The organism is Burkholderia sp. Bp9090, from assembly GCF_003857985.1.
Taxonomy (GTDB): domain Bacteria; phylum Pseudomonadota; class Gammaproteobacteria; order Burkholderiales; family Burkholderiaceae; genus Burkholderia.
Genome location: NZ_QTPV01000035.1, coordinates 16,873 through 43,181, shown reverse-complemented (window position 1 = coordinate 43,181; position 26,309 = coordinate 16,873). Strand labels below are relative to the sequence as shown.

Annotated in this window: 21 protein-coding genes; 12 read left to right on the top strand and 9 right to left on the bottom strand. The window is 69.3% G+C overall.

Annotation, left to right across the window (positions count from 1 at the left end; translation table 11 throughout):
* The first annotated feature begins 76 nt into the window (after nucleotides 1–76).
* Both DIE16_RS26285 and DIE16_RS26280 read left to right on the top strand, forming a co-directional pair.
* A complete protein-coding gene (locus DIE16_RS26285) occupies nucleotides 77–715 on the top strand; it encodes a glutathione S-transferase family protein (RefSeq protein ID WP_124571777.1) in 639 nt (212 codons plus the stop codon).
* A 305-nt stretch (nucleotides 716–1,020) separates the two neighbouring features.
* The gene (locus DIE16_RS26280; RefSeq protein WP_124893702.1) at nucleotides 1,021–3,222 is read left to right on the top strand and encodes a TonB-dependent siderophore receptor; all 2,202 of its coding nucleotides are present in this window, start codon (nucleotides 1,021–1,023) and stop codon (nucleotides 3,220–3,222) included.
* A 55-nt stretch (nucleotides 3,223–3,277) separates the two neighbouring features.
* Here DIE16_RS26280 and DIE16_RS26275 read toward each other — a convergent pair whose 3' ends face one another.
* Nucleotides 3,278–4,552, bottom strand: coding sequence for an MFS transporter (locus DIE16_RS26275; protein ID WP_124893701.1), 1,275 nt, complete (start codon nucleotides 4,550–4,552; stop codon nucleotides 3,278–3,280).
* Between the two features lie 107 nt (nucleotides 4,553–4,659).
* On the opposite strand from DIE16_RS26275, the gene DIE16_RS26270 reads away from it, so the two are divergent.
* From DIE16_RS26270 to DIE16_RS26260, 3 genes are all read left to right on the top strand, one after another.
* The gene (locus tag DIE16_RS26270) at nucleotides 4,660–5,703 is read left to right on the top strand and encodes a LysR substrate-binding domain-containing protein (RefSeq protein WP_124486599.1); all 1,044 of its coding nucleotides are present in this window, start codon (nucleotides 4,660–4,662) and stop codon (nucleotides 5,701–5,703) included.
* 96 nt (nucleotides 5,704–5,799) lie between these two features.
* Entirely contained in the window at nucleotides 5,800–6,027 is a 228-nt protein-coding gene (locus DIE16_RS26265) for a type II toxin-antitoxin system Phd/YefM family antitoxin (protein ID WP_124486598.1), read from the top strand.
* Nucleotides 6,027–6,407 carry a type II toxin-antitoxin system VapC family toxin gene (locus DIE16_RS26260; RefSeq protein ID WP_014895868.1) on the top strand — a complete coding sequence of 127 codons (381 nt, stop codon included), beginning with the start codon at nucleotides 6,027–6,029 and terminating at the stop codon, nucleotides 6,405–6,407. Before DIE16_RS26265 ends, DIE16_RS26260 begins: the two co-directional genes overlap by 1 nt.
* A 20-nt stretch (nucleotides 6,408–6,427) precedes the next feature.
* On the opposite strand, the gene dapA is transcribed toward DIE16_RS26260, so the two are convergent.
* Together dapA and DIE16_RS26250 are read right to left on the bottom strand one after the other, a co-directional pair.
* Nucleotides 6,428–7,321, bottom strand: coding sequence for a 4-hydroxy-tetrahydrodipicolinate synthase (gene dapA / locus DIE16_RS26255; protein WP_124893700.1), 894 nt, complete (start codon nucleotides 7,319–7,321; stop codon nucleotides 6,428–6,430).
* Between the two features lie 139 nt (nucleotides 7,322–7,460).
* Complete coding sequence (locus tag DIE16_RS26250) at nucleotides 7,461–7,658, bottom strand: hypothetical protein (protein WP_221625281.1); 198 nt, start codon at nucleotides 7,656–7,658, stop codon at nucleotides 7,461–7,463.
* Nucleotides 7,659–7,774: 116 nt separating this feature from the next.
* On the opposite strand from DIE16_RS26250, the gene DIE16_RS26245 reads away from it, so the two are divergent.
* Nucleotides 7,775–8,794, top strand: coding sequence for a sulfate ABC transporter substrate-binding protein (locus DIE16_RS26245; protein ID WP_124893698.1), 1,020 nt, complete (start codon nucleotides 7,775–7,777; stop codon nucleotides 8,792–8,794).
* Nucleotides 8,795–8,980: 186 nt separating this feature from the next.
* Entirely contained in the window at nucleotides 8,981–9,949 is a 969-nt protein-coding gene (locus tag DIE16_RS26240; protein ID WP_124893697.1) for an ion channel, read from the top strand.
* Nucleotides 9,950–10,023: 74 nt separating this feature from the next.
* Here DIE16_RS26240 and DIE16_RS26235 read toward each other — a convergent pair whose 3' ends face one another.
* Nucleotides 10,024–10,638 (bottom strand): glutathione S-transferase family protein, encoded by a 615-nt coding sequence (locus DIE16_RS26235; RefSeq protein WP_044846169.1) that lies wholly within the window; start codon nucleotides 10,636–10,638, stop codon nucleotides 10,024–10,026.
* A 466-nt stretch (nucleotides 10,639–11,104) separates the two neighbouring features.
* Between DIE16_RS26235 and DIE16_RS26230 the strand changes: the two genes are divergently transcribed.
* The 3 genes from DIE16_RS26230 to DIE16_RS26225 all read left to right on the top strand — a co-directional run bounded on the left by DIE16_RS26230 (nucleotide 11,105) and on the right by DIE16_RS26225 (nucleotide 17,175).
* Nucleotides 11,105–11,662: a sugar O-acetyltransferase gene (locus DIE16_RS26230; RefSeq protein ID WP_124486594.1), complete on the top strand. Its 558-nt coding sequence runs from the start codon at nucleotides 11,105–11,107 to the stop codon at nucleotides 11,660–11,662.
* A 1,286-nt stretch (nucleotides 11,663–12,948) separates the two neighbouring features.
* The gene (locus DIE16_RS37275; protein WP_260427276.1) at nucleotides 12,949–13,077 is read left to right on the top strand and encodes a hypothetical protein; all 129 of its coding nucleotides are present in this window, start codon (nucleotides 12,949–12,951) and stop codon (nucleotides 13,075–13,077) included.
* Between the two features lie 525 nt (nucleotides 13,078–13,602).
* Nucleotides 13,603–17,175, top strand: a complete 3,573-nt coding sequence (locus DIE16_RS26225) for an indolepyruvate ferredoxin oxidoreductase family protein (protein ID WP_124893696.1) — start codon at nucleotides 13,603–13,605, stop codon at nucleotides 17,173–17,175.
* Nucleotides 17,176–17,263: 88 nt separating this feature from the next.
* Here DIE16_RS26225 and DIE16_RS26220 read toward each other — a convergent pair whose 3' ends face one another.
* A complete protein-coding gene (locus DIE16_RS26220; protein ID WP_124893695.1) occupies nucleotides 17,264–18,931 on the bottom strand; it encodes a Na+/H+ antiporter in 1,668 nt (555 codons plus the stop codon).
* A gap of 291 nt (nucleotides 18,932–19,222) precedes the next feature.
* On the opposite strand from DIE16_RS26220, the gene DIE16_RS26215 reads away from it, so the two are divergent.
* Both DIE16_RS26215 and DIE16_RS26210 read left to right on the top strand, forming a co-directional pair.
* Complete coding sequence (locus DIE16_RS26215; RefSeq protein WP_044846173.1) at nucleotides 19,223–20,509, top strand: EAL domain-containing protein; 1,287 nt, start codon at nucleotides 19,223–19,225, stop codon at nucleotides 20,507–20,509.
* A gap of 76 nt (nucleotides 20,510–20,585) precedes the next feature.
* Complete coding sequence (locus tag DIE16_RS26210; protein WP_124893694.1) at nucleotides 20,586–21,311, top strand: copper homeostasis protein CutC; 726 nt, start codon at nucleotides 20,586–20,588, stop codon at nucleotides 21,309–21,311.
* Nucleotides 21,312–21,498: 187 nt separating this feature from the next.
* Here DIE16_RS26210 and bioB read toward each other — a convergent pair whose 3' ends face one another.
* Genes bioB through bioA form a run of 4 tightly spaced genes read right to left on the bottom strand, consistent with a single transcriptional unit; the run spans nucleotide 21,499 to nucleotide 25,825 of the window.
* Entirely contained in the window at nucleotides 21,499–22,518 is a 1,020-nt protein-coding gene (bioB, locus tag DIE16_RS26205; RefSeq protein ID WP_124520646.1) for a biotin synthase BioB, read from the bottom strand.
* 36 nt (nucleotides 22,519–22,554) lie between these two features.
* Nucleotides 22,555–23,274: a dethiobiotin synthase gene (gene bioD, locus DIE16_RS26200; protein WP_124893693.1), complete on the bottom strand. Its 720-nt coding sequence runs from the start codon at nucleotides 23,272–23,274 to the stop codon at nucleotides 22,555–22,557.
* The gene (bioF, locus tag DIE16_RS26195) at nucleotides 23,271–24,482 is read right to left on the bottom strand and encodes an 8-amino-7-oxononanoate synthase (protein ID WP_124893692.1); all 1,212 of its coding nucleotides are present in this window, start codon (nucleotides 24,480–24,482) and stop codon (nucleotides 23,271–23,273) included. The genes bioD and bioF overlap by 4 nt, the downstream gene beginning before the upstream one ends.
* A complete protein-coding gene (bioA, locus tag DIE16_RS26190; protein ID WP_124893691.1) occupies nucleotides 24,479–25,825 on the bottom strand; it encodes an adenosylmethionine--8-amino-7-oxononanoate transaminase in 1,347 nt (448 codons plus the stop codon). The genes bioF and bioA overlap by 4 nt, the downstream gene beginning before the upstream one ends.
* Between the last annotated feature and the right edge of the window lie 484 nt (nucleotides 25,826–26,309).

Sequence of the window (26,309 nt, the reverse complement as noted above, 5' to 3'; positions counted from 1 at the left end):
ATTCTTCGTTTGCCGCGCATCGGGATGCGTTCCTACACTCGGTTCCGTCTTCCACAGCGCCGTCGGGCCACACACCATGAACGCATATCGTCTCTATCTTTCGCCGGGCGCCTGCTCGCTAGCCGCTCATATCGCGCTGGAGGAAACCGGCGCGCCGTTCGACGTCGAGATCGTCTCGGTGCAGAAGCAGCAGAACCTCGCAGCGCCCTATCTGGCGATCAACGCGAAGGCGCGCGTGCCCGTGCTCGCGATTCCGGGCGAGCCGAGCGTGCTGACCGAAACGCCTGCGATCCTCACGTATCTCGCGCACCGCTATCCGGACGCGCAATTGCTGCCGCTCGGCGAACCGCTGCGCGAGGCGCGGTGTCATGAATGGCTCGCCTGGCTGGTCGGCTGGGTGCACGGCGTCGGCTACGGCGCGTTGTGGCGGCCGGGCCGCTTCATCGGCGATCCGGCGCTGCACGGCGCGGTCAGCGCACACGGGCGCGGCACGATCGAAGCCGCGAACGCCTCGATCGAGGCCGCGCTCGCCGATGGCCGAACGTGGGCTGAACCGGGTGCGCATTCGATCGTCGATCCGTTCCTGTTGGTGCTGTATCGCTGGGGTGTCGCGATCGGACTCGACATGACGCAGCATGCGGCGTGGACAGCCCACGCGCAGCGCGAGGCCGAGCGGCCGGCCGCGCGGCGCGCGCTGGCGCGCGAGGCGGCCTGACGGATGCGCGGGCGCCGTGGGGCGTGCTGCGCCGCCCGCGTGTGACGAACGGCTGCCATTTCACGGTGCCGCGCATCGGTGGCGTGTACAGCGTCGGCGGCCTCCTGAACGCGAAGACCGCACGCAGCCAGCTGTCGCACGCTTCGTGCGAATGATCGAGACGCCACACTGTGTCATGCTGGCCTGCGCCATGCCCGCGTCGTTCGACGATTAATTCGGATCCCGAAGTTCGTACGTGTCCAATTGCCACGTCGATTCCATTTCTATTGAATGAGAATCATTCTCGTTAATGGAGTGGAGTGAACATGAGCCGTTGCATTCTGTCGAGCGCGACGCCGCCGCGTCGCGCGACCGCGTCCGTTGCGTTCGCGATGGTGACCTGTGCCGCCGCGCCTGCGTGCGCGGAAGAGGACGAGCCGCGCCACGCGCCGCACCTGAGCCCGATCTTCGTCCACGGCAATCGCGACGCCGGTACGCGCGTCGACCGGTCGGGTTCCGCCAAATACGCGACGCCGCTGCTCGACGTGCCGCAGACGATCACCGTCGTGCCACGCGCGGTGCTCGACGAACAGCAGGCGCTGAGCCTGCGCGACGCGCTGTCGAACGTCGCGGGCATCACGTTCAACGCGGGAGAAGGCGGCGGCGGGTCGGGCGACATGTTCAATATCCGCGGCTTCGGCGCGAACGCGAACCTGCAGCTCGACGGGTTGCGCGACAGTGCGCAGAACAATCGCAGCGACCTGTTCAACATCGAGGCGGTCGAGGTGATCAAGGGGCCGAACTCGGTATTCGGCGGCGCGGGCACGACGGGCGGCTCGGTGAACCTGATCAGCAAGACGCCGAAAGCCGGCGCGCTCACGGAGGCCGGCACGATGCTCGGTACGTCCGGCTACCGCCGCGTGACGCTCGATGCGAACCGGCCGGTGCCCGGCACCGAAGGCCGGGCCGCGTTCCGCCTGAACGCGATGGCGCATGTGAACGACGTGCCGGGCCGCAACGACATCCGCAAGCGCCGCTGGGGCGTCGCGCCGTCGCTCGCGTTTGGCCTCGGCACGCCGACGCGCGTCACGCTCGGCTATTTTCACCAGTACGACAACAACCTGCCCGACTACGGGCTGCCTGCGCACAACGGCCAGGTGCTGGCGGGCATGTCGCGCGACCGCTATTTCGGCTGGCGCAATCTGGATCGCGAACGGATCGCTGCGGATGCCGTCACCGTGAAGGCCGAGCACGACGTGTCGTCCGGCCTGAAGGTGCAGAACCTGAGCCGCTACGCGCACCTGAATCGCGATACGGTGATTTCGGGAGCGCGCGTGAGCCTGGAAGGGCTGCCGCCCGGGCGTTTCAAGCCGGCCGGGCCGCAAGGCTACGGCCGCGACGCGTCGACCGCGATGTGGGCGAACCAGACGAACGTGACGAGCACGTTCACGACGTTCGGCGTCGGGCATACGCTCGTCACGGGCTTCGAGATCTCGCGCGAAACGTACGGCCGCACGACCTATTCGTACGGGCTCAACCGGTTCTACCCGGCCGACGGCTTTGCGCTCGCGGCGCCGCCCGGCGTGTGGCGCGGCCCGGCGCAGCGCGAGGACAGTGCCCGCCAGGACACCGCGCTGGTCGTGAAGGCGCTGTACGCGTTCGACACGATCTCGGTCGGCCGCTACTGGGACATCGACGTCGGGCTGCGGCACGACTGGATCGACGGCTGGGCGGAAGGGGCCGCGGCCGGCAAGCCCGCCGAGCGCGCGGACAGTTCCGACCGTCACCTGAGCACGCGCGCGGGGCTCGTGTTCAAGCCGACCGACAACGGTCGCGCGTATTTCGCGTACGGCACGTCGTTCAACCCGTCCGCCGAATTTCTCGCGACCTCCGGCTCCGGCGTGAGCGCGGCGACCGGTGCGCTCGCGCCCGAGACGAACGAGAGTTTGGAGCTCGGCGCGAAATGGGAGGGGCTCGCGGGCGTCGCGCTGAACGGCGCGCTGTTCCAGACCGAAAAGAACAACGCGCGCGAACGCATGGCTGACGGCAGCTACGCGCTCGTGGGCCGGCAGCGCGTTCGCGGCATCGAGCTCGGGGCCGCCGGCAAGGTGACGCCGCAGTGGGACGTGTTCGCCAACTACACGTATCTCGCGAGCGTCACGCTCAGTTCACCGGCCACGCCGCGCCGCGACGGACAGGCGCTCGGCAACACGCCGCGGCACGCGTTCAACCTGTGGACGACCTATCGGTTGCCGGCCGGCTGGACGGTCGGCTACGGTTCGCACTTCGTCGGCCGGCGCAACGTGACGTCGCAAGGCGACGGCAAGCTCGGCGCGTACTGGGTGCACAACCTGATGGCGTCGTACGACGTGAGCCGCAGGCTGCGCTTCCAGCTGAACGTCGACAACCTGTTCGATCGCGCCTATGTCGAACGTGTGCGGCAGGTGGCGGGAAACGCATCGCAATCGTCGGCCGTCGAGTTCGGCGACGGCCGCTCGGCGATGCTGTCGGCCGTGTACAAGTTCTGAATGCCGCGCCATGCGGTCGGCAGGACGGGCGTCGCCGCTGGCGCCCGCTTGCTGGCTAGCGGGCAAACAACGGGTACGTTGCCGCCGCGATCAGCGCGGTCGCGAGCCACACCACGCTCCACGAGCTGACGGCGAGCAGCGGCGGAATCGCGAGCGGCGTCGCGAACAGCCCGAGATAGACGACCGTGTTCGCCATCCCGAGGGCGGTGCCTGCGTGGTTCGCGCCCGCGAGCGTCGCGAGTTCGGTGTACGCGACACCGTGCCAGGCCGACACGCAGATGCCGGCGAACACGAGGATCGCGACGATCGCGGCGAGCGGCACGTGCGGGCTGCCGGCGGTCGCGGCCGCGAGCAGCGCGAACGATCCGGACGCGACGCAGACCGACCCGCGCAGGTACGCACGCCGGTTGCCGTGCCGGTCGGTATGGCGGCCGCTCCACACGCGCATCACCATCGCGCCCAACTGCAGCGCGACCATCGCCGCGCTGATGCCGGCGAGGCCGAGCCGGCCGAAATCGTGCAGGAACACGGTCGCGAACGTGAGTACCGCGAACTGCGGTGCACACAGCGCGCCGATGCCGAGCACGATGCGCCAGACGCGGCCGCTCGCGAGCGGACTGCGCGCGGGCGCGGCCGGCGATTGGTGCCCGACGGCGCGGTTCGCGTCGGCGGGCGCGGTGGCCGCCGCGTCGGGCGGTTCGTGCAGCCAGCGCCACGTGAGCGCGGCCGATCCGGCACACAGCAGCATCAGCGCGCCGTACACCGCGGCGAAGCCCGCATGCGACGCGAGCGACGGCAGCAGCGCCGCGCCGACGCCGCCGCCGAGCGGCACGGCCGTCTGGCGGATGCTCATCGCGAGCCCGCGTTCGCGCTCGCCGAACCAGCGCATCACCGCGCGTCCGCTCGAGCCGTTCACGCTGCCGCCGAGCAGGCCGACGCAGCACATCGCAGCGACGACGCGCATGAGCGGCGGCACCGCGTGCGTGGCCGGGACGATCGTGGCCACCATCAGCGCCAGCATCGCGGCGGTCGCGACGAGGCCGGTGAGCAGTACGCGACGATCGCCGAAGCGGTCGGCGGCGATCCCCCACGGCAGTTCGGACAGTGCGACGCCGAAGCCGAGCGCGCCGAGCACGAGGCCCAGCGCGCCGTTGTCGAGGTGATAGGCCGAGCGCATCCACACGGCGGTGGTCGGAATGCCCGCCGCGGCGGCGGAAAAGCTCATGTTCGCGGCGACGCCGGCCGCGAGCACGCGCCAGCGATGGGCCGGGCCGCGCGCGTCGCGCGCTGGCAAGGACGAGGACGGGGATGCTAGGCAGGAGGTATCCATGGCGACAGGGCCCGTGTGGAAATTGACATCGCCAGTGTGGCGGCCTACATTCATCCTGAAAATCGGAAAGTTTTTGATGAATCGTTCGATAAAACGGGATGATTGAGATGTCCGGACAAGACCCTGCCCACGGCGAGGTGTCGCTCGTGGCACCCGACGCCACGCTGGCCCGGCCGAACTTCGACGTCGCGGCGCTGCGCAGCCTGGTCGCGGGTGTGGATCTCGGCAGCTTCGCGAAGGCCGCCGATCGCGTCGCGCGTTCGTCGTCGGCGGTGAGTGCGCAGATCCGCAAGCTCGAGGAGCAGGCCGGCACGCCGCTGTTCGTGAAGGCCGGCCGCGGGCTCGCGCTGACCGACGCCGGCGACGCGATGCTGCGCTATGCGCGGCGGATGATCGAGCTGAACGACGAAGCGGCCGCGGCCGTGCGCGGCGTGAATCTCGACGGCTGGGTGCGGGTCGGCCTTCAGGAGGACTTCGGCGAAGCGATCCTGCCCGACGTGCTCGGGCGTTTCGCGCGTGCGCATCCGAAGGTGAGGATCGAGGCGCGCGTCGCGCGCAATGCCGAGTTGCTCGAGCGGCTCGACGCGAACCAGCTCGATCTCGCGCTCGTGTGGGGCGACCCGGCGTCGGCGGCGCTGGTGTCGCGCGCGGGCATCGACAGCGACGCGATCGCGCAGGTGCCGATGCAGTGGATCGCGGGTGGCGCGAGCGGTTTCGGCGTGCCGGACGCCGACGGACCGGCGGATGCGGTCGACGACGGCGCCGCGCGTCTGCGTGCGATGCGCGCATCGGGCGAGCCGTTGCCGCTCGTCGTGTTCGACCGGCCGTGCCGCTTCTTCGGCGCGGCGACCGACGCGCTCGACCGTGCGGGCGTACCGTGGCGCGTTGCGTTCACGACGCCGAGCCTGGCCGGGCTGTGGGCGGCGGCGGCGGCCGGCCTCGGGCTGACCGTGCGCTCGCACTACGGGCTGCCCGCGTCGGTGCGTGTGCTCGACGCGGCGTCGTCCGGGCTGCCGGCACTGCCGGGCCTGCCGCTGATGCTGCTGCGGCGGACGTCGTCGGCGACGCCGACCGTCGAGCGGCTCGCGCGGATCGTCACGCAGGCGGTGCGGGACGCGACGCGAGGGGACGCGGGGGCGCTGGCGGCGTGATGGCGATCGACACGCCTGCGTCCGGCTGGGCGTTCGGCCTATTGGAGGGACGGGGCGAATGTCGTGACAATGGTGGATCACTCAACGGAGGCCATCATGCAAGTTGCCACTGTCCCGGAAGCCGCGCTCGATCTTCAGCGGCTTCTCGATGCCGCGATCGCCGGCGAACGCGTCGTGATCATGCAGGACGGCAAGCAGTCGGTCCGGCTCGTGCCGCTCAAGCCGATTCATCATTACGGGCTCCTCGAGGGGCAGATATGGATCGCGGACGACTTCGACGCACCGCTTCCCGATGATTTGCTGGATGCGTTCGAAGGAAAGTGATGCGGCTGCTATTCGATACGCACATCTTTCTCTGGATGTGGGCCAATGATCCGAAATTGAGCGCTCGCGCGCGCAATCTGATTGCCGAAGCCGACGAGGTGTTCATCAGCAGCGCGAGCATCTGGGAAGTCGCGATCAAGGCCGGGACGGGAAAGCTGGACGTGGATGTGGACCGGATGGTCGAAGCGATTGCGATGAGCCGATATCGGGAGCTGCCGGTTCGGGCCGCGCACGGCGCGGCCGTGCGCTATCTGCCCCACTACCATCGCGATCCGTTCGACCGCTTGCTGGTCGCGCAGGCCTGGTCCGAACCGATGCTGCTCATCACCGCCGACGGCCATCTTGCGCAGTATGGCGCGTCGCGGATTCTGACGGTCTGAAACAGTTTCGAAGCGAAATCCTACGCTGCCGCGACCGTCTGCGCCGACGCCTCCAGCGCCGCGCACAGCTTGCCGAGCCTCTCCCGCAACCCCGCGCTCGCCGGCACGAACGGCAACCGCAGCCCGTCCTCGCACCACCCCTGCGCAGCCAGCACCGCCTTCACCGGCGCCGGATTCGGCTCGGCGAACAGCGCCGCGACGAGCGGCTGCAGCGCGACCGACAGCCGTCGCGCGTCGGCGAGCCGGCCGTCGCGCAGGAGCGCGTGGATGCGCACGTGCCATTCGGGCAGCACGTGCGCGCTGCTGGCGATCGCGCCATGCGCGCCGGCACACAGCGCGGCGAAGTTCTGGTTGTCGTCGCCGGAGAGAATTGCGAGCGGCGTCTCGTGCACGAGACGGCTCATCCGGTCGAGCGTCCCGCCGCATTCCTTGATGCCCGCGACGCGCGGATCGCGCGCGAGCGCCTGCAGCGTCTCCAGTTCGACGTTCACGCCGGTGCGATACGGGATGTTGTAGACGAGGACCGGCAGGTCGGCCGCCTCGACGATCGCCTCAATGTGGCGGCGGATCCCGTCTTGCGTCGGCCGAACGTAGACGGGCGGCGTGACGAGCAGCCCGTCGGGCCGCAGCGCGGCGAGTTCGCGTGCGCGGGCGGCTGCGAAGTGCGTCGCGCTCGCGGTGAGGCCGACGACGATCGGCAGGTCGGGCACCGCATCGCGCAGCGTCGCGAACACGGCGTCCTGTTCGCGCGCGTCGAGCAGCACGCCTTCACCGGTCGTCGCGCCCGCGACGAACCCGGCGACGCCCGCCGCCGCATAGTGACGCGCGAGCCGCGCGAGCGCGCCGTGGTCGACCTCGCCGTCGTGGAACGGCGTGACGAGCGGCAGCCAGATACCTTCGAAACGTGTGTACATGCAAAGCCTCATGGTGGAAACGGAGTGGGAAGGAACCGTTCCGCCGGCGGGGTGCCGGAGCGAGGCGTGCGAGCAAGGAGAAAGAAACGACCTGCGGGCATCCCGTCCGGCATTCGCCTGACGGGACGCGACGCCCCCGTCAGTCGAGGTGTCGTTTTTTCAGTTTCAGCCCGGCCGCGCGCGCGCCTGCCGCGATGGCGGCAAGGATCGACGGCGAACGCGGGGCAACGGACATGGATGAACCGTGAAAGGGGCTGAACGACGATCTTAACACCGGATCCGGCGCGTACGCGAGCGACGCGCCCCTGCTTAGCAGAATTCGAGATTTGCTTTCCACGACAGATTGGAAAGTGCGTCGCGCCCGGCCGTTAGAATGCCCGCTTACGTTTCGATGACAGCGCGTACGCGTGCCGTCACGCCTATTCACCACCACTGGAAACGGGGCATATCACGATGGCAAGCATCAAGGGGATCGGCCGCTGGCGGCACACGGGCGCCGCGGCGGCGCTGGTCGTGGCGGCCACGGCCGCGCATGCGGACACGTCGATCCTGAACGTGTCGTACGACGTGACGCGCGAGCTGTACAAGGACATCAACACGAGCTTCGCCGCCGCCTACAAGCAGCAGACGGGTGAAACGGTGACGATCAAGCAGTCGCACGGCGCGTCGAGCGCGCAGGCGCTGTCGGTGTTGCAGGGGCTGCAGGCCGACGTCGTGACGATGAACCAGCCGAACGACATCGACCTGCTCGCCGAGCGCGGCCAGCTGCTGCCGAAGGACTGGCGCGCGCGCTTCCCCGACGGCAGCTCGCCGTACTCGACGACGATGGTGTTCCTCGTGCGCAAGGGCAATCCGAAGGCGATCAAGGACTGGAGCGATCTCGCGAAGCCGGGCGTGCAGGTGATCATCGCGAACCCGAAGACGTCGGGCAACGGCCGCTACGCGTACCTCGCCGCGTGGGGCTACCAGAAGCAGAAGGGCGCGACCGACCAGCAGGCGCTCGACTTCGAGAAGGCAATCTTCCGCAACGTGCCGGTGCTGGACTCGGGCGGCCGCGGCGCGACGACGACCTTCACGCAGCGCGGCATCGGCGACGTGCTCGTCACGTTCGAGAACGAAGTCGCGCTGATGGACACCGGCGCGTCGGGAGCGGAATTCGACGCCGTGTATCCGTCGGCGAGCATCCTCGCGGAGCCGCCCGTCGCCGTCGTCGACAAGGTCGTCGACAAGAAGGGCACGCGCAAGGTCGCGCAGGCGTATCTCGACTACCTGTACACGCCGCAGGCGCAGGAGATCATCGCGCAGCACCATCTGCGCCCGCGCGACGCGACCGTGCTGAAGAAGCATGCGGCCGAGTTCAAGCCGCTGAAGACGTTCAGCGTCGAGCAGGTTTTCGGCAGCTGGGCGAACGCGCAGAAGACCCACTTCGCCGACGGCGGCACGTTCGACCGCGTGATCGTCGACCGCAAGTAAGTTCGGCGGCAGGCGGCAAGCCCCAGGCCGCGCCGCGAGCACGCCGAACGACCGCGAAGCCGGCCGCCCATGCGGCCGGCTTTTTTTCGCGCCGCACGCGCAAGGCCCGCTCCGCATCGCTGCGCATTCCCGGCCGCCGCCCGCGCGTGCTACGCTCATCGCCTCCTTGCTCCAGGCCCTTGCGCGATGAACGTCGATTCGTCCTCCCCAGCCACCCGCGGCCGCGGCCGCAAGATCTGGTCGGGCACCCGCCCCGTGATCGCGTACGGGATGCCGCCGCTCGGCTGGCGCGACCTCTATCACCGCGCGCTGACGGTGAGCTGGCCCGTATTCTTCCTGTCGCTCGCGGTGCTGTTCCTGCTGCTCAACGGCGGCTTCGCGACGCTCTACCTGCTCGGCCACGCGCCGATCGCGAACCAGTCGCCGGCCGGGTTCGCCGGCGCGTTCTTCTTCAGCGTCGAGACACTCGCGACGGTCGGTTATGGCGACATGCATCCGCAGACCGTCTACGCGCACGTCGTCTCGACCTTCGAGATCTTCATCGGGATGTCGGGCATCGCGCTCGCGACCGGCCTCGTGTTCGCGCGCTTCTCGCGGCCGCAGGCGAAGATCCTGTTCGCACGTTACGCGATCGTGCGGCCGCTGAACGGGCGGATGACGCTGATGGTGCGCGCCGCGAATGCGCGCCAGAACGTGATCGCCGAAGCGCAGGCGAAACTGCGGCTGATGCGCGTCGAAGGCACGCACGAGGGTTATATGCTGCGCAAGATCCACGACTTGCCGCTCGTGCGCAACGAGCATCCGATCTTCCTGCTCGGCTGGAACCTGATGCATGTGATCGACGAAACGAGCCCGCTGTTCGGCGAGACGGCCGAGTCGCTCGCCGCGCGCGACGCGTCGCTGCTGATCACGATCGAGGGCTCCGACGAGACGACCGCGCAAGTCATGCAGGCGCGCTACTCATGGACGCATGCGGAGATCCGCTGGCGTCATCGCTATGTCGACCTGATGCACGACGAAGGCGGCATCACGCACATCGACTACACGCATTTTCACGAAGTCGTGCCGGTCGACACCGATACGGACGAGCGCGGCTCGCCGGGCGTGGTGGTCGAGGCCGGCACGGCCGCGCAGACGCCCGGGCCGGCTGCATGACGGCCGTGAACGGTGCGAACGGGCGCCGGCCTTCGGGCGCGGTCGCCGCGACGGAAGGCCGTGCCGTTCACGCGTCACGCATGCAGCAGGCGCGCCGCTTCGCGCTGTTCGACCGCGACCGCGCGGCGATGGCCGTCGCGATCCTCGGCGCGCGCGACGTAGTCGCCGAGCACGCCTTCGTGCGGCAGCAGGTGCGCGTCGAACGCGATCTTCAGCGTGCTGGCGAGCAGCAGGTCGGCCGCGGTGAAATGATCGCCGACGAGCCAGCGGCTGTGGGCGAGCGTTTGCGCGAGCGCACGCTGCACGCGCGTGATGTTGCCCCAGCCGAAGGCGACCGGATTGCCCGACGCGCCGGTGAATTTCTCGGCCATCGCCGGCTCGAGGCAGGTGGGCGTGAAGAACATCCACTGCAGGAAGCGGCCGCGCAGCGGATCGTCCGGTGCAATGCCGAGCCCGGCGCCCGGGCAGCGATCGGCGAGATAGAGCAGCACGGCGCCGGATTCGGCGAACGGTTCGCTGCCGTCGTCGAGCGCGGGCAGCTTGGCCATCGGATTGACCTGGACGAACGCGTCGCTGCCCTGTTCGTGCGATCGCAAGTCGATCGGCACGAGCTCGTAGACGGCGCCGATTTCCTCCAGCATCCACAGCGCCCGGAATGCCCGGGTCTTCGGCCAGTAGTAGAGCTTCATCGCGCCTCCGCGTATGGGTGTGCGTGTCGGGTCGGTGGATGCTCAAGCGTACCCGAGCGGGAGAGGTTCGGACAGGGGCGGACGGCGAGAATGGCGGAGCCTGGCGCGGGCGCGTGTCGTACGTGTCCGGGCGGATGCGGGCGGGTAGGGAATTTCCCGCAAAGCCTGGTATGGCGGAAGTTCATGAATTAACTAGTCATGAAACAACTAGTTTGAGATTGACGTATGCGCAGCTCGGCTGCAGCGGTCACGACCGTGCTGTTCCGCTGGCTTTGCAGCAGCGTCGGCGGCTGCCCGCACGAGTCCGGTCGATGGCCGTCGGCGGGGCGCGAAACGAGGAAACCGGGTGACCCTGCGCGGGTCGACCGACTGACTGAATTCAAGGCGATGCGATCGTATTCGACGAGCCAGGCGCTGCGTGATGCGCGGCGTTGCCGGTTCGATCGCGCACGGAGAACGGCAACGAATGGCGAACGACGATCGCACCACGATCATTCCCCGGCGCACGCCGGAATCGGCCGCGATGCGCGCCGAGCTCGGGCGGACGATGGCGATCACCGCGCGGCTCAACCGTCTGACGTTCGACGATGCGCACGACGTCCGGACATTGTTCGGAGAACTGATCGGAAGGGCGATGGACGACGGTTTTCTGCTGATCCCGCCGTTTTATGCGACGGGCGGCGCCGATACGCGGATCGGCCGCAACGTGTTCATCAACCAGAACTGCACGTTCTATGACCTCGGCGGCCTCGACATCGGCGACGACGTGATGATCGGGCCGAACGTCAGTCTCATCACGTCGGGCCATCCGGTCGAGCCGTCCCGCCGGCGCGACGCCGTCGTCGCCCGGCCGATCGTGATCGGGAGCAACGTGTGGATCGGCGCGGGTGCGACGATCATCGGCGGCGTGACGGTCGGCGAGAACTCGGTTGTCGGCGCGGGTGCCGTCGTGACGCGCGACGTTCCGCCGAATACGCTGGTTGGCGGAAACCCGGCGCGGATCATCCGTTCGATTGCCGAATGACCGCGCTTGCGGGCGCCGTCCGCTTCGGCGCGGATGTGGACAACCGGGTTTCCGCCCACTCGAAATGCTGTGGATTCGAACGGTGAGCGTGCGTCCGGAGGCCGAATTTGCGGGGCTTTCCGGCATCCGGCGCCGATCGCGGGCAGGTGCGTGAACCGACGTTGCCGCAGCGCCCGCGATGAATTTTTTCGCCGCGTCGGTTGTGGATATCCCGGCCTCGAAACCACTCGGCAGACTGTGCATTTCACCGGTGAGTGCGACCGGATGCGGCCGGATGCGCGATGCAGGGTGTGGACAACCGGGAATCGCGACGAAGAAAAATGCTGTGCCTTTGACCGGTGAGCGCCGCCGACCGATCGCGCGCGAGACTTGCCTGGTGCGGACTTCCGGGCGTCGCGCGAAATCCGGAGCGCCGCGCATTCTAACGGCGAGTGCGGATCGGCGATAGAGCCGCGCACGCATCGCGGTGTGGATATCCTGCCGTGGAATTCACTCGAAGCGCTGTGTATTTCAATGGTGAGCGTCGGTACCCGGACAGGCCAGGTGTCGCCTTGCGTGCCCGTTCCCGATCTTCGACGCGGCTTCGGGGTCGCGCATTCTAACCGCACGCGCGATCGCGCGTGCCATTCGCGTGCTTGCCGCGATGTGGATATCCGATCGCCGAAAGCAGTCGATGTGCTGTGTCTTTCGGTGGAGAGGGCGCGCGCGTGCTGCTCTGCCGCGTCGGTGCGACTGCGGATGCGTGGGCCTCGGCGTGGTTGCAGGTGCTGCCGGTCACGCCTGAATCGGCGCTTTCGTGCGATACCGTGCCGTCGCTCACCGTCGAATTTCACAGTGTTCCGAGTGGTCGCGGATCGAGCTGTCCACACCCGAATCGGCACCCTCGTTCGACTGCCGTGCCGTCGCTCACCGTTGCAAATCACGGCGTTTGGCGTTGTCGTGTGGCGGGCTGTTCGCATCCGGATCGGCGCTCGCGTTTGATCGGGTGCCGGCGCTCACCGTCGAAATGCACAGCGTTTCGAGTCGTCGCGGGTTGGGCTGTCCACACCCGGATCGGCATCCTTGTTCGATTGCGTGCCGGTGCTCATCATCGAAATTCACTGGATTTTCAGTGCCTGGTGTGGGCGATATCCAAACCCGTGCCGGCACCTCGTCCGGCGACGCGATTGCATGCGCGACGAACGCCAAGGCCGTGCGGGCGCTTGCGGAGGCGGGCCCATCCACACTGAAGCGCGCTGTCCCGCGTCGCCCGGACGCTCCGAAACGTCGCGAGGGCGGACGGCGGTGTGGATATCGCGCTGCCGAATCGACTCGCAAACCTGTGCATCCCACAGGTGAGGACGAACGCCGCGTCGTCGGCGCAGGAATCCGACGGTGTGGATATCTTCCGCCAACATCGACTCGCCGCGCTGTGAATTTCGACGGTGAGCGTCGGCATCCGCTCGAACCGCGGACCGATCGAGGTGTGGACATCCGGCCTCCGGCGCGACTCGAAACCCTGTGCAACCGAATGGTGAGCGCGCGGGCCAGCCCGAAACGCAGCCCCGGCATTGTGGACATCCCGCACCCGCGATCAATCCGAACGCTGTGCATTCGATGGGTGAGGGCTCGCCCGTTCCGCCCCCCGAGCCCTTGCCGCACGGTCTGCGAGCGCCCGCCGCCGCGCCCGCGGCCCGCCTCCCGCGCATTCCGGCCTTTTCGAGGCAACCCGCCTGCCCACCCCGACACGCCCCGAACAGCCGCCCGCCACCCCGCGCGAAAAATCTCTCGATTTCCGACCGAAACCTGCGCAGTTTTTCTCACTCCGGCGTCATCCGAGCAAGATGAGAAAAAACTTTCTCGTCTCCCCGCGAAAAAATAGAGCCATCCAGCCGCAGCCCCGGCCGGCGTCGCCCGACGCCCCGTGCGCGGCCCAGAACACACAATCAGGAGACATCCCCATGACCGCCCGCCTGCCCGTCGACGGCACGCCCGCTCTATCCGACTACCGCCTGACCGACAACCTGACCGCCACGCGCGGCCGGATCTTCCTGACCGGCACGCAGGCGCTGGTCCGCCTGCTGCTGATGCAGCGCGCAGCCGATACCGCGCAGGGCCTGAACACGGCCGGCTTCGTCAGCGGCTACCGCGGCTCGCCGCTCGGGATGGTCGACCAGCAGCTGTGGAAGGCGAAGAAACTGCTCGACGGCAGCGGCGTGCGCTTCCTGCCCGCGATCAACGAGGAACTCGGCGGCACCGCCGTGCTCGGCACGCAGCGCGTCGAGGCGGACCCGGAGCGCACCGTCGATGGCGTGTACGCGATGTGGTACGGCAAGGGCCCCGGCGTCGACCGCGCCGGCGACGCGCTGAAGCACGGCAACGCATACGGTTCGTCGCCGCACGGCGGCGTGCTGGTGGTGGCCGGCGACGACCATGGCTGCGTGTCGTCGTCGATGCCGCACCAGAGCGACTTCGCGATGATCGCGTGGCACATGCCGGTCGTGAACCCGTCGAACATCGCTGACATGCTGGAGTTCGGCCTGTACGGCTGGGCGCTGTCGCGCTACTCGGGCGCATGGGTCGGCTTCAAGGCAATCTCGGAGACCGTCGAGTCGGGCTCGACCGTCGATCTCGACGCGCTGCAGACGCAATGGCCGGCGCCGGCGGGCTTCACACCGCCGGCGGGCGGCCTGCACAACCGCTGGCCCGACCTGCCGAGCCTCACGATCGAAGCGCGCCTCGCCGCGAAGCTCGACGCGGTGCGCCACTTCGCGCGCACCAACAGCATCGACAAATGGATCGCGCCGAGCGCGCACGCGAACGTCGGCATCGTCACGTGCGGCAAGGCGCACCTCGACCTGATGGAGGCGCTGCGCCGGCTCGACCTCACCGTCGCCGACCTGGAAGCGGCCGGCGTGCGGATCTACAAGGTCGGCCTGTCGTATCCGCTCGAAATGACACGGATCGAAACCTTCGTCGACGGCCTGTCGGAAGTGCTCGTCATCGAAGAGAAGGGCCCGGTGATCGAGCAGCAGATCAAGGACTACCTGTACAACCGCGCGGACGGTGCGCGCCCGCGCGTGCTCGGCAAGCACGACGCCGAAGGCGCGTGCCTGCTGTCCGAGCTCGGCGAGCTGCGCCCGTCGCGGATCCTGCCGGTGTTCGCCACCTGGCTCGCGCGGCACAAGCCGGCGCTCGACCGGCGCGAGCGCGTCGTCGATCTCGTCGCGCCGCAGATCCTGTCGAACGAGGCGGACGCGGTGAAGCGCACGCCGTACTTCTGCTCGGGCTGCCCGCACAACACGTCGACGAAGGTGCCGGAAGGCTCGATCGCGCAGGCCGGCATCGGCTGCCACTTCATGGCGTCGTGGATGGAGCGCGACACGACGGGCCTGATCCAGATGGGCGGCGAGGGCGTCGACTGGGCCGCGCACGCGATGTTCACCAACACGAAGCACGTGTTCCAGAACCTCGGCGACGGCACCTACTTCCATTCGGGCATTCTCGCGATCCGCCAGGCGGTCGCCGCGAAAGCGAACATCACGTACAAGATCCTCTACAACGACGCGGTCGCGATGACGGGCGGCCAGCCGGTCGACGGCAGCATCTCGGTGCCGCAGATCGCGCGGCAGGTCGAGGCGGAAGGCGTGTCGCGCTTCGTCGTGGTGTCCGACGAACCGGAGAAGTACGACGGTCATCACGGGCTGTTCCCGAAGGGCACGACGTTCCATCACCGCAGCGAACTCGACGCGGTGCAGCGCGAGCTGCGCGAGACGCCGGGCGTCACCGTGCTGATCTACGACCAGACCTGCGCGGCCGAGAAGCGCCGCCGCCGCAAGAAGGGCGAATTCCCCGACCCGGACAAGCGGCTGTTCATCAACGACGCGGTATGCGAAGGCTGCGGCGACTGCGGCGTGCAGTCGAACTGCCTGTCGGTCGAACCGCTCGAGACGCCGCTCGGCCGCAAGCGCCGCATCGACCAGTCGTCGTGCAACAAGGACTACTCGTGCGTGAACGGCTTCTGCCCGAGCTTCGTGACGGTCGAAGGCGCGGCGCTGAAAAAGGCCGCGGGCGCGGCGTTCGACGAAGCCGCGCTCGCCGTGCGCGTCGACGCGCTGCCGGTGCCCGCGACCCATCTCGACGCGGCGCCGTACGACATGCTGGTCACGGGCGTGGGCGGCACGGGCGTCGTGACGGTCGGCGCGCTGATCAGCATGGCCGCGCACCTCGAAGGCAAGAGCGCGTCGGTGCTCGACTTCATGGGCTTCGCGCAGAAGGGCGGCTCGGTGCTGTCGTTCGTGCGGATCGCGTCGAGCGACCGGTGGCTGAACCAGGTGCGCATCGACACGCAGCAGGCCGACGTGCTGCTCGCGTGCGACATGGTCGTCGGCGCGAGCGCCGAGGCGCTGCAGACGGTGCGCCACGAGCGCACGCGGATCGTGGTCAACACGCACCGGATTCCGAACGCGTCGTTCGTGCAGAACCCCGACGCGAACCTGCACGCGGATGCGCTGCTCGAAAAAATGCATCACGCGGCCGGCGACGGCTACCTGTCGAGCTGCGACGCGCAGGCGCTCGCCGCGAAATTCCTCGGCGACTCGATCGGCGCGAACATCCTGATGCTCGGCTACGCGTGGCAGCTTGGCCTCGTGCCGGTGTCGCTCGCCGCGATGATGCGCGCGATCGAGCTGAACAACGTCGCGGTGCCGATGAACAAGCTCGCGTTCGCGATCGGCCGGATGGCGGCCGGCGACGCGGCGGGCCTCGACGCATTGTGGAACGCGCGTCACGCGGTGGCCGTGCACGCCGCGCCGGAGACGCTCGCCGAGCTGATCGCCGATCGCGAGGCGCGCCTCGACGCCTACGGCGGCGTGCGTTACGTCGAGCGCTACCGCGCACTGGTGAACGCGGCGCGCGCGAAGGGCGACGATGCGCTGACGCGTGCGGTCGCGACGACGTTCTACCGGCTGCTCGCGGTGAAGGACGAATACGAGGTTGCCCGGCTGTATGCGGACGGCGCGTTCCGCACGGCGCTCGAAGCGCAGTTCGAAGGCGTGCCGGGGCAGGACTATCGCGTGAAGTTCAATCTGGCGCCGCCGACGGTCGCGAACGCCGGCCGCGACGGCAGCGTGCCGAAGAAGCGCGTGTTCGGCCAGTGGATGTGGCCGGTGCTCGGCACGCTCGCGCGCGTGCGCAGCCTGCGCGGCACGTGGCTCGATCCGTTCGGCCGCACGGCCGAGCGCAGGATGGAGCGCGCGCTCGCGGACGACTACGAAACCACGCTCACGCGCGCGCTCGCCGCGGTGACCGCCGGCAATGCGGCGCAGGTCACGCAGCTGGCGGATCTTCACGCCCGCGTGCGCGGCTTCGGTCACGTGAAGGTGCGCAACCTCGCGGGCGTGAAGCGTGCGGAGCGCGAGCTCGCGCTGCAGCTCGGCATCGACGCGGCGACGAGTGCGGCAGTGCAGCACGTGCTCGACGAGATGAAGGGCGCGGGAATGCTGAAGGGGATTCCGGTCGTCGTCGCGAAGTAACGCCGCGGCGGGCGGATGTGAAAACGGCGACGCTCGTGCGTCGCCGTTTTTTTTGAGCGGCCGTGCGATCGCACCGCGGCGCAGCCGCTCAGACGAGTCCTTTCTTGCGCGTCGACAGCGCCGTTTCCGACAGGTCGATCTCGCGGATCAGCTTCGTCAGCGTCTCGTCGGAAATCCTGCTTTCGCTGCGCATCCGGTACAGCACCGAACGTTCCGCGCGCACCGCCGCGATCCGCATCTGCAGTTCCATCGTCTCCGCCTGCTTGGCTTGCGCGCGCGGGGTCGGGCCGTCGTCGGCGAGCGCGGCGAGGCGGCGGCGGTACTGGTCCATCACGCGCGCCGAGATGTCCGCGCAGCGCGCGGCGCCCGATTCGTCGAGATCGGCCGAGATCGCGTCGTGCGACGAGTCGATCGCGCGGATCGCGGCCTGCGCGGCGGCCGCGCGCGCGGTGCGCTCCTCGTCGGCGAGCGGGTTGCGCGTCGAGCGCACGCCGCGCAGCAGCAGCGGCAGGCCGATCACCGCGACGATCAGCGAACCGAGAATCACCGCCGATGCGACGAAGATCGCGGTGTCGCGCCCGGGCAGCGGCGCGCCGTCGGACAGCGCGACGGGGATCGACAGCACGCCCGCGAGCGTGACCGCGCCGCGCACGCCGCCGACCGTCATCACCGCGATCGTGCGCACGCCGGCCATCGTGCCCGCGAGGCCGTGGCGCGCGGCGCGGCGGCTCGCGATCCAGCGCAGCAGCCAGACCCACAGGAAGCGGATCGCATACAGCGCGACCATCATCGCGCACACGTTGAAGATCATCCGGCCGACGAGCGCGTCGCTCGTGTGGTGCGCGTCGACGAGCGCGCGGCCGATGATGTGCGGCAACTGCAGCCCGAGCATGATGAACACCATGCCGTTGAACACGAACTCGATCATCGCCCACGTGCTTTCGGCCCGCACGCGCGACGCGACGGTGCTTTTGCGGGAGAAGCTCGTGTAGTTCATCATCATCCCCGCCGACACGGCCGCGAGCACGCCCGACAGGTCGAGATGCTCGGCGAACAGATAGGCGGCGAACGGCACGAGCAGCGTCATCACGATGCCGGGGGCCGGATCGCCTTCCTGCTCGGCATTCAGGAAGCGCGTCGACAGCGCGCTGAACCCCCACGACACGAGCGCGCCCGTCGCGAGCCCGCCGGCGGCGACGATCACGAACGTGATCGACGCATCGCGCAGCGAGAACATGCCGGTGAGCGCGGCCGCGACCGCGAACTTCAGCGCGACGAGGCCCGACGCGTCGTTCATCAGCGCCTCGCCTTCCAGGATGTGCATCAGTTGCGGCGGGATCCGCCCCTTGCCGGCGATGCCCGACAGCGCGACCGCGTCGGTGGGCGACAGCACGGCCGCGAGCGCGAACGCGATCGGCAGCGGCAACTCGGGTATCAGCCAGTGCGCGAAGTAGCCGACTGCGAGTACCGTCATGAACACGAGCCCGAACGCGAGCATCAGGATCGCGCGGCGCTGCAGGTACAACTCGCGTTTCGGAATCCGCCAGCCGTCCGCGAACAGCAGCGGCGGAATGAACAGCAGCATGAAGATTTCGGGATCGAACGTGACGTGCAGGTTCAGCTTCGGCCACGCGAGCATCGCGCCGAACGCGATCTGCATCAGCGGCAGCGGAAGCTGCAACGGCAGGATGCGTGTGACCGCGCCGGACAGCGCGACGGTCAGCAGCAGGATCAGGACTGTGAAGACGATTTCCATCGAGACGGCGATTGCGGAGAATGAAACGACCGTACGGAGTTTAGCGTGACGACGCGGCAGGTGCGTTCGAGTGCGCCGGTGCGCATGCACGTGAACGGTGCATCCGGCCTGCGCCATGCTGGTGCGGCGGCGCCGCACGCAGGCGCGGCGCGCGTGTTCGGCCCTTGCACGGACCTTGCTTGATGCTTGCCTACCGTCCGGCACCGGCCGGACAACCGAGGATTCCACCATGACATTGCGCGCGCCGTCTCAACCAACCGCCGCGTTCGGCTGCATCACCAGGAGGGCGCCATGACGATCGCGCAACAGGAGCGTCCGGCCACCGCATCGCCGTATCGTTTCGAGCGGGAGATGAGCTCCGGCCTCGAGCGCCTGGCGACGCAGCATCACGACCTGTCGCTCACGACCGTGTTCCAGCCGATCTTCAGCCTGTCGCACCAGCGCGCGGTGGGCTACGAGGCGCTGCTGCGCGCGCATGATGCGCTCGACCGCGCGGTGTCGCCGCTCGACGTGTTCGGCGAGGCCGCGCGCCAGGGCGAGTTGCTGCAGCTCGACCGGCTCGCGCAGGCGCTGCATCTCGAGAACTTCGCGCTGCTCGGCGCCGAGCGCGAGTGGCTGTTCCTCAACGTGCATCCGGGCGTGCTGACCGACCCGTTCCAGGCCGCCGCGCTGTTCGCGAACCTGAAGCGGATCGGCATGCCGCCGCGCCGCGTCGTGCTCGAAGTGCTCGAACAGCGCGCGGAAGACGTCGAGCGGCTCGCCGAGGCCGTGCGCGAATTCCGCGCGCAGGGTTTCCTGATCGCGCTCGATGATTTCGGCGCCGGTCACTCGAACCTCGAGCGGATCTGGCAGCTGAACCCGGACATCGTGAAGCTCGACCGGATCATGCTGTCCCACGCCGCGCACCGCACGGGGCTCACCGCGATCCTGCACGGGCTCGTCACGCTGCTGCACGAGGCCGGCAAGCTGGTGCTCGTCGAGGGGATCGAGACCGAGCACGACGCGCAGATCGCGCTGTCGTGCGAGGCCGATTTCGTGCAGGGCTATTTCTTCGGCCGCCCGGCCCCCGGGCTACCTGACAGCGCGGCCGCGACCGGTTGCATCGGCGAGCTGACCGAGCGCTTTCGCCAGCAGACCGAAGCGCGCGAGCGGCGCGACGCGCAGCGGCTCGCGCCATACCTGCGCGCGTTCGAGCGCGCGGCCGAGCGGGTGGCGGCCGGCGAGCCGCTCGACGAGGTGTGCTGGAACTTCCTCGCGCTCGACGATGCCGCGCGCTGCTTCCTGCTCGACGCGCGCGGCCGGCAGGCCGGCCGCAACGTCGTGCTGCGCGCGGACCGCGCGCTCGCCGAGGCGCGCTTCTCGCCGCTGTCGGATGCGCAGGGTGCGAACTGGCTGCGCCGGCCGTATTTCCGCACGGCGATCGCCGAGCCCGGACGCGTGCAGGTGACGCGCCCGTACCTGTCGATCAACGAGGCGCAGCCGTGCGTGACGCTGTCGGTGGCGGTGCGCATCGGCGATGCGCAGCACGTGCTGTGCGGCGATATCGACTGGATCGACGAGGAAGCGGGCGGCGCATAGCGACGGCGTCGCGCTGGCGCGGTTCATGCGGCTCGGCTAGGATGCGCGAATTGTCCTGACGATTCGCGAGCCGCCGATGAACCGCACCGCCGCTTCCTCCGTTCTCCTCGAAGTGATCGCCACCACCGTCGGCGACGCGAAGGCCGCTGCCCGCGCGGGCGCCGACCGGCTCGAACTCGTGACCGCGATCAGTGAAGGCGGGCTCACGCCGAGCGTCGGCCTGATCGAGGCCGTCGTGGCCGCCGTGGCGATCCCGGTGAACGTGATCGTGCGCCCGCACAGCCGCGCGTTCGTCTACGACGCCGACGACCTGCGCGTGATCGAGCGCGACGTGCGCGCGGCCGTCGCGGCTGGTGCGAACGGCGTCGTGTTCGGCGCGCTCGATGCGCGCGGCGACGTCGATCTCGATGCGCTCGAGCGCATCGCGGCGGCCGCGGACGGGCGCGACCTGACGTTCCATCGCGCGTTCGACGTGTCGCGCGACCTCAATGCCGCGTTCGACGCGCTGCTGCGCGTGCCGGCGGTCACGTCGGTGCTGACCTCGGGCGGCCATCCGTCGGTGCTCGACGCGGTCGCGACGATCACGCGGCTGGTGCGCCAGGCGGCAGGCTCGACCTGCACGGTGCTGGCCGGCTCGGGCCTCACGATCGACGCGGTCGGCGATTTCGTTCGCGCGACTGGCGTGCACGCGGTGCACTTCGGCTCGGGCGTGCGGCCGCGCGGCGAGGTGCTGGCGCCGGTCGACGAACAGCGCGTCGCGCGCGTGCGCGCGGCGCTCGACGGCGCGGCCGCACACGTGTGACGCGCAGGCGGAAGTCGCGCCGACGCGTACGCTGACGATCGGGCTCGACGCTTCGATCCGGCGCGCGGGCAAGACCGCGATGCGCGACGCGCAGGCCGGCCCGGCGCAGACGATCGGACGAAAAAAAACCGGGGCATGCCCCGGTTTTTTCGTCTGCAACCTTCGCAGAACGACGCGAGGCCGGCGCTTACGCGTTCTCCGCCAGCGCGTCGGCCTGGCTCGCGCGGATGCCGAGGCGCTCGAACAGCGCGCGGTCGCGCTGCGTCTGCGGATTGCTCGTGGTCAGCAGCTGGTCGCCGTAGAACATCGAGTTCGCGCCCGCGAGGAAGCACATCGCCTGCATCGCGTCGTCGAGCTGCTCGCGGCCGGCCGACAGCCGCACGACGGCCTTCGGCATCGTGATGCGCGCGACCGCGATCGTGCGCACGAACTCGAACGGGTCGAGCGGTGCGGTGCCTTCGAGCGGCGTGCCCTCGATCGCGACGAGGTTGTTGATCGGCACCGACTCCGGATACGGGTTCAGGTTCGCGAGCTGCGAGATCAGGCCCGCGCGTTCGCGGCGCGATTCGCCCATCCCGATGATGCCGCCGCAGCACACGTTGATGCCCGCGTCGCGCACGCGATCGAGCGTGTCGAGACGATCCTGGTAGGTGCGCGTCGAGATCACCTGGCCGTAGAACTCCGGCGACGTGTCGAGATTGTGGTTGTAGTAATCGAGGCCCGCGTCGGCGAGTTCCTTGGCTTGCTCGTCCTCCAGCATGCCGAGCGTCATGCAGGTCTCGAGGCCCAGTTCCTTCACGCCGCGCACCATCTCGGTCAGCGCAGGCATGTGGCGCTCCTTCGGGTTGCGCCATGCGGCGCCCATGCAGAAGCGGCTCGCGCCGTTCGCCTTGGCCGCGCGCGCGGCGTCGAGCACCGCGTCGACGTCCATCAGCTTCTCGGCCTTCAGGCCCGTCTCGTGGTGCGACGACTGCGAGCAGTAGCCGCAATCCTCCTCGCAACCGCCCGTCTTGATCGACAGCAGCGTCGACAGCTGCACCGCGTTCGCGTCGAAGTGCTCGCGATGCACCTGCTGCGCGCGGAACATCAGGTCGTTGAACGGCAGCTCGAACAGCGCGACGACGTCGGCGACGCGCCAGCGCTGCGACGTCGGGGCGGCCACGGGGATCGCGTCGGGTTGCACGGCGGCGGTCTGGGCTTGGGTCATGGTGGTTTTCCTGTCGTGAATGCGGGGATCGGGGCGTCAATGCTGCGCGCGGCGCAGCGTGTCGACGAGCGCGGCGATGTCGAGCATCGCCGCGGCGGATTCGGGGGCGGCCGGCGCCAAGTGCGCGATGCGGCCAAGCAGCGGCGCGCGATGTTCGCGCGCGAGCCAGTCGCGGATCGTCGCGACGTTCTCGTCGGCGTACGGCATGGCCGGGTCGACGTGGTTCGCGACCCAGCCGGCGAGCGTGAGGCCGCGCTGGCGAATCGCGTCGGCCGTCAGCAGCGCGTGGCTGATGCAGCCGAGCCGCATGCCGACCACGAGCACGACCGGCAGGCCGAGCGCGACCGCGAGATCGGCCGTGTCCTGCGTGTCGTTCAGCGGCACGCGGAAGCCGCCGACGCCTTCGACGACGACGACGTCCGCGCGCGTCAGCGCCTCGCGGTGGCTCGCGACGATCGTGTCGAGGTCGATCGTCACGCCTTCCTGCGCGGCGACGATGTGCGGGGCGGCCGGCGCCTTCAGCAGGAACGGCGTGCGCAGCTCGGGCGGCAGCACGACGTTCGCGGCCGCGTCGAGCTGGTCGGCGTCCTCGTTGCGCCAGACGCCGTCGCGTTCATACGCACCGGCGGCCACGGGCTTCAGCGCGGCCGCGCGCAGGCCGTGACGTGCGAAGCCGTGCAGCATCGCGGCCGACACGAAGGTCTTGCCGATCTCGGTGTCGGTGCCGGTGACGAAGAGGGAAAGCGGTGCGTTCATGCGGTTTGCTCGCTGGCTTCGATGAGTGCGGTTTCCAGCCGCGCGAGATCGTCGAACGAATGCGCGGCCGACAGCGAGATGCGCAGGCGCGACGTGCCGGCGGGCACCGTCGGCGGCCGGATCGCGGGCACCCACAGGCCGTGCGCGTCGAGCGAGCGCATCGCCGCGAGCGTCGCGTCGTTGCTGCCGATCACGAGCGGCTGCACGGCCGTGTGCGAGTCGACCGGCTGCCAGCGTGTCATGCGCAGCAGCGCGCGCGTGCGCTCGATCAGCGCGGCGAGGTGCGCGCGTCGCGCATCGCCTTCGTCGCCGGCGATCACCTTCAGGCTTGCCGATACCGCATGCGCGACCGCGGGCGGCGCCGCCGTCGTGAAGATGTAGCTGCGCGCGCGCTGGATCATCCATTCGATCACGGTCTCGTGCGCGATGACGAACGCGCCCGCGACGCCGGCGGCCTTGCCGAGCGTGCCGACGTACACGAGGTTCGGCGAGCGCAGCGCGGCGGCCGCGAGCGCGCCGCGGCCCTGCGGGCCCAGCACGCCGAAGCCGTGCGCGTCGTCGACGACGAGCCACGCGCCGTGGCGTTCGGCCAGCGCGACGAGTTCGGCGAGCGGCGCGAGGTCACCGTCCATGCTGAACACCGTATCGCTGACGATCAGCTTCGTTTCGGCCTCCGACGCATCGAGCAGCGCGGCGAGCGCCGCCATGTCCGCATGCGGATAGACCTGCACGTTCGCGCGCGACAGCCGGATCCCGTCGATCAGCGACGCGTGGTTCAGCGCGTCGGAGAAGATCGTCGCGTGTTTGCCGGTGAGGGCCGTCATCGCGGCGAGGTTCGCCATGTAGCCGGTGCTGAAGTACAGCGCGCGCGGCGCATCGGAGAAGCCGCCCGCGAAGCCGGCGAGTTCGTCCTCGAGCGTCGCGTGCGCGCGCGAATGGCCGCCGAGCAGATGCGAGCCGCCGCTCCCGGAGCCATAGCGCCGCGCGCCGTCCGCGAACGCGGCGACGAGCGCCGGATGCGCGGCGAGGCCGAGATAGTCGTTGCTCGCGAAGCCGACGATGTCGCGGCCGTCGACGCGCATGTGTGCGTCGCACGCGGTGTCGGCGGTGCGGCGCACGCGGCGCAGGCCCTGCGTATCGAGTTCGGCGAGGCCGCGCTGCAGCGTGTCGAGCAGCGGCGCGGTCGTTTTCTGCGACGGCTGTTTCATCGCGCCGCCTCCGCGAGTGTCGCGTCGAGCGTGTCGCGCGTGCGTTGCGCGAGCCACGCGATGTCGTCGTCGCTCATCACGTACGGCGGCATCAGGTACACGGTCGCGCCGATCGGGCGCAGCAGCAGTTCGCGTTCGAGCGCGCGCTCGAAGAAGCGTCGCGAGAAGCCGCGTGCCGCGTCGCCGTCGAGCGCGACGTCGAACGCGAACAATGTGCCGCGCTCGCGCAGGTGACGCACCTGCGGGTGCGCGCCGAGCGGCGCGAGCGCGGCGCGCATCGCGGACGACTTGCGCGCGTTGCCTGCGAGCACGTCGTCGCGCGCGAACAGGTCGAGCGTCGCGACGGCCGCGCGGCACGCGAGCGGGTTGCCGGTGTACGAATGCGAATGCAGGAAGCCGCGCGTGGTGTCGTCGTCGTAGAACGCCGCGAAAACGTCGTCGCGCGTGAGCACGAGCGACAGCGGCAGGTAGCCGCCGCTGATGCCTTTCGACAGGCACAGGAAATCGGGCCACACGCCGGCCTGCTCGCACGCGAAGAAGGTGCCGGTGCGGCCGCAGCCGACCGCGATCTCGTCGGCGATCAGGTGCACGCCGAATTCGTCGCACAGCGCGCGCAGCCCGCGCACGTACGACGGATCGTGCATCGCCATGCCGGCCGCGCATTGCACGAGCGGCTCGACGATCAGCGCGGCGATCCGGTCGGCGCGTTCGGCGAACAGGCGCCGCACGTCGTCGAGCGCGCGGCCCGCGACGTCGGCGGCCGTCTCGCCCGGCAGCGCGCCGCGCGCGTCGGGCGACGCGACCACGTGCGCGTTGCGGATCAGCGGGTCGTACGCGTCCTTGAACAGCGCGACGTCGGTCACGCCGAGCGCGCCGATGGTCTCGCCGTGATAGCTGTTCGCGACGCACACGAACTCGCGCTTGTCCGCGCGGCCGCGGTTGCGCCACGCGTGGAAGCTCATCTTCAGCGCGATCTCGACCGCCGACGCGCCGTCCGACGCGAAGAACGCATGGCCGAGCGTGCGCGCGGTGAGCGCGTGCAGCCGCTCGGCGAGCTCGATCGCCGGCTCGTGCGTGCAGCCGGCGAGCATCGCGTGCTCGAGCGTGTCGAGCTGGTCCTTCAGCGCCGCGTTGATGTCCGGGTTCGCGTGGCCGAACAGGTTCACCCACCACGAGCTGATCGCGTCGAAGTAACGGCGGCCGTCGCGGTCGTACAGCCACAGGCCCGCGCCGCGCGCGACGGGAATGAGCGGCAGGCGCTCGTGGTGCTTCATCTGGGTGCAGGGATGCCAGACCGCGCGCAGGCTGCGCGCGACCCAGTCATCGGTGGCTGGCGTACTCAAGGCGACTCCGGGGAGTAAAACGGCGGCGGGTATCGAACGGGACACCGCGCGGCGACAGACGGAAAACGCGCTGAGATTAGCGTGTTCCGCCGCGCGTTGCACTACCGGTTACAAACACCGCAAAGCCTTGCCGGGCGGGAGTTCGGCGCAGATCCGGGGTGCTCGGGACGGTACGCGCCAGATGCCCCGAAATGACCGCAGATGACGACGTTCGAGTGACACCCCCCGACAGAAAAAAATCGTCGGGCGGGCGGGCGCGGGAGGGGTGAAAAATCGGGGCGGGAAGGGAAAAGGGGCGCGAAGTGTGGCGCAATGCGACCGGCGACTAGCAACCTGCGACCTGCGACCTGCGAATGGCGAATGGCGAATGGCGAATGGCGAATGGCGAATGGCGAATGGCGAATGGCGAATGGCGAATGGCGACCTGCGAATGGCGACTAGCGACTAGCGACCGGCGACTAGCGACCGGCGACCGGCGACCGGC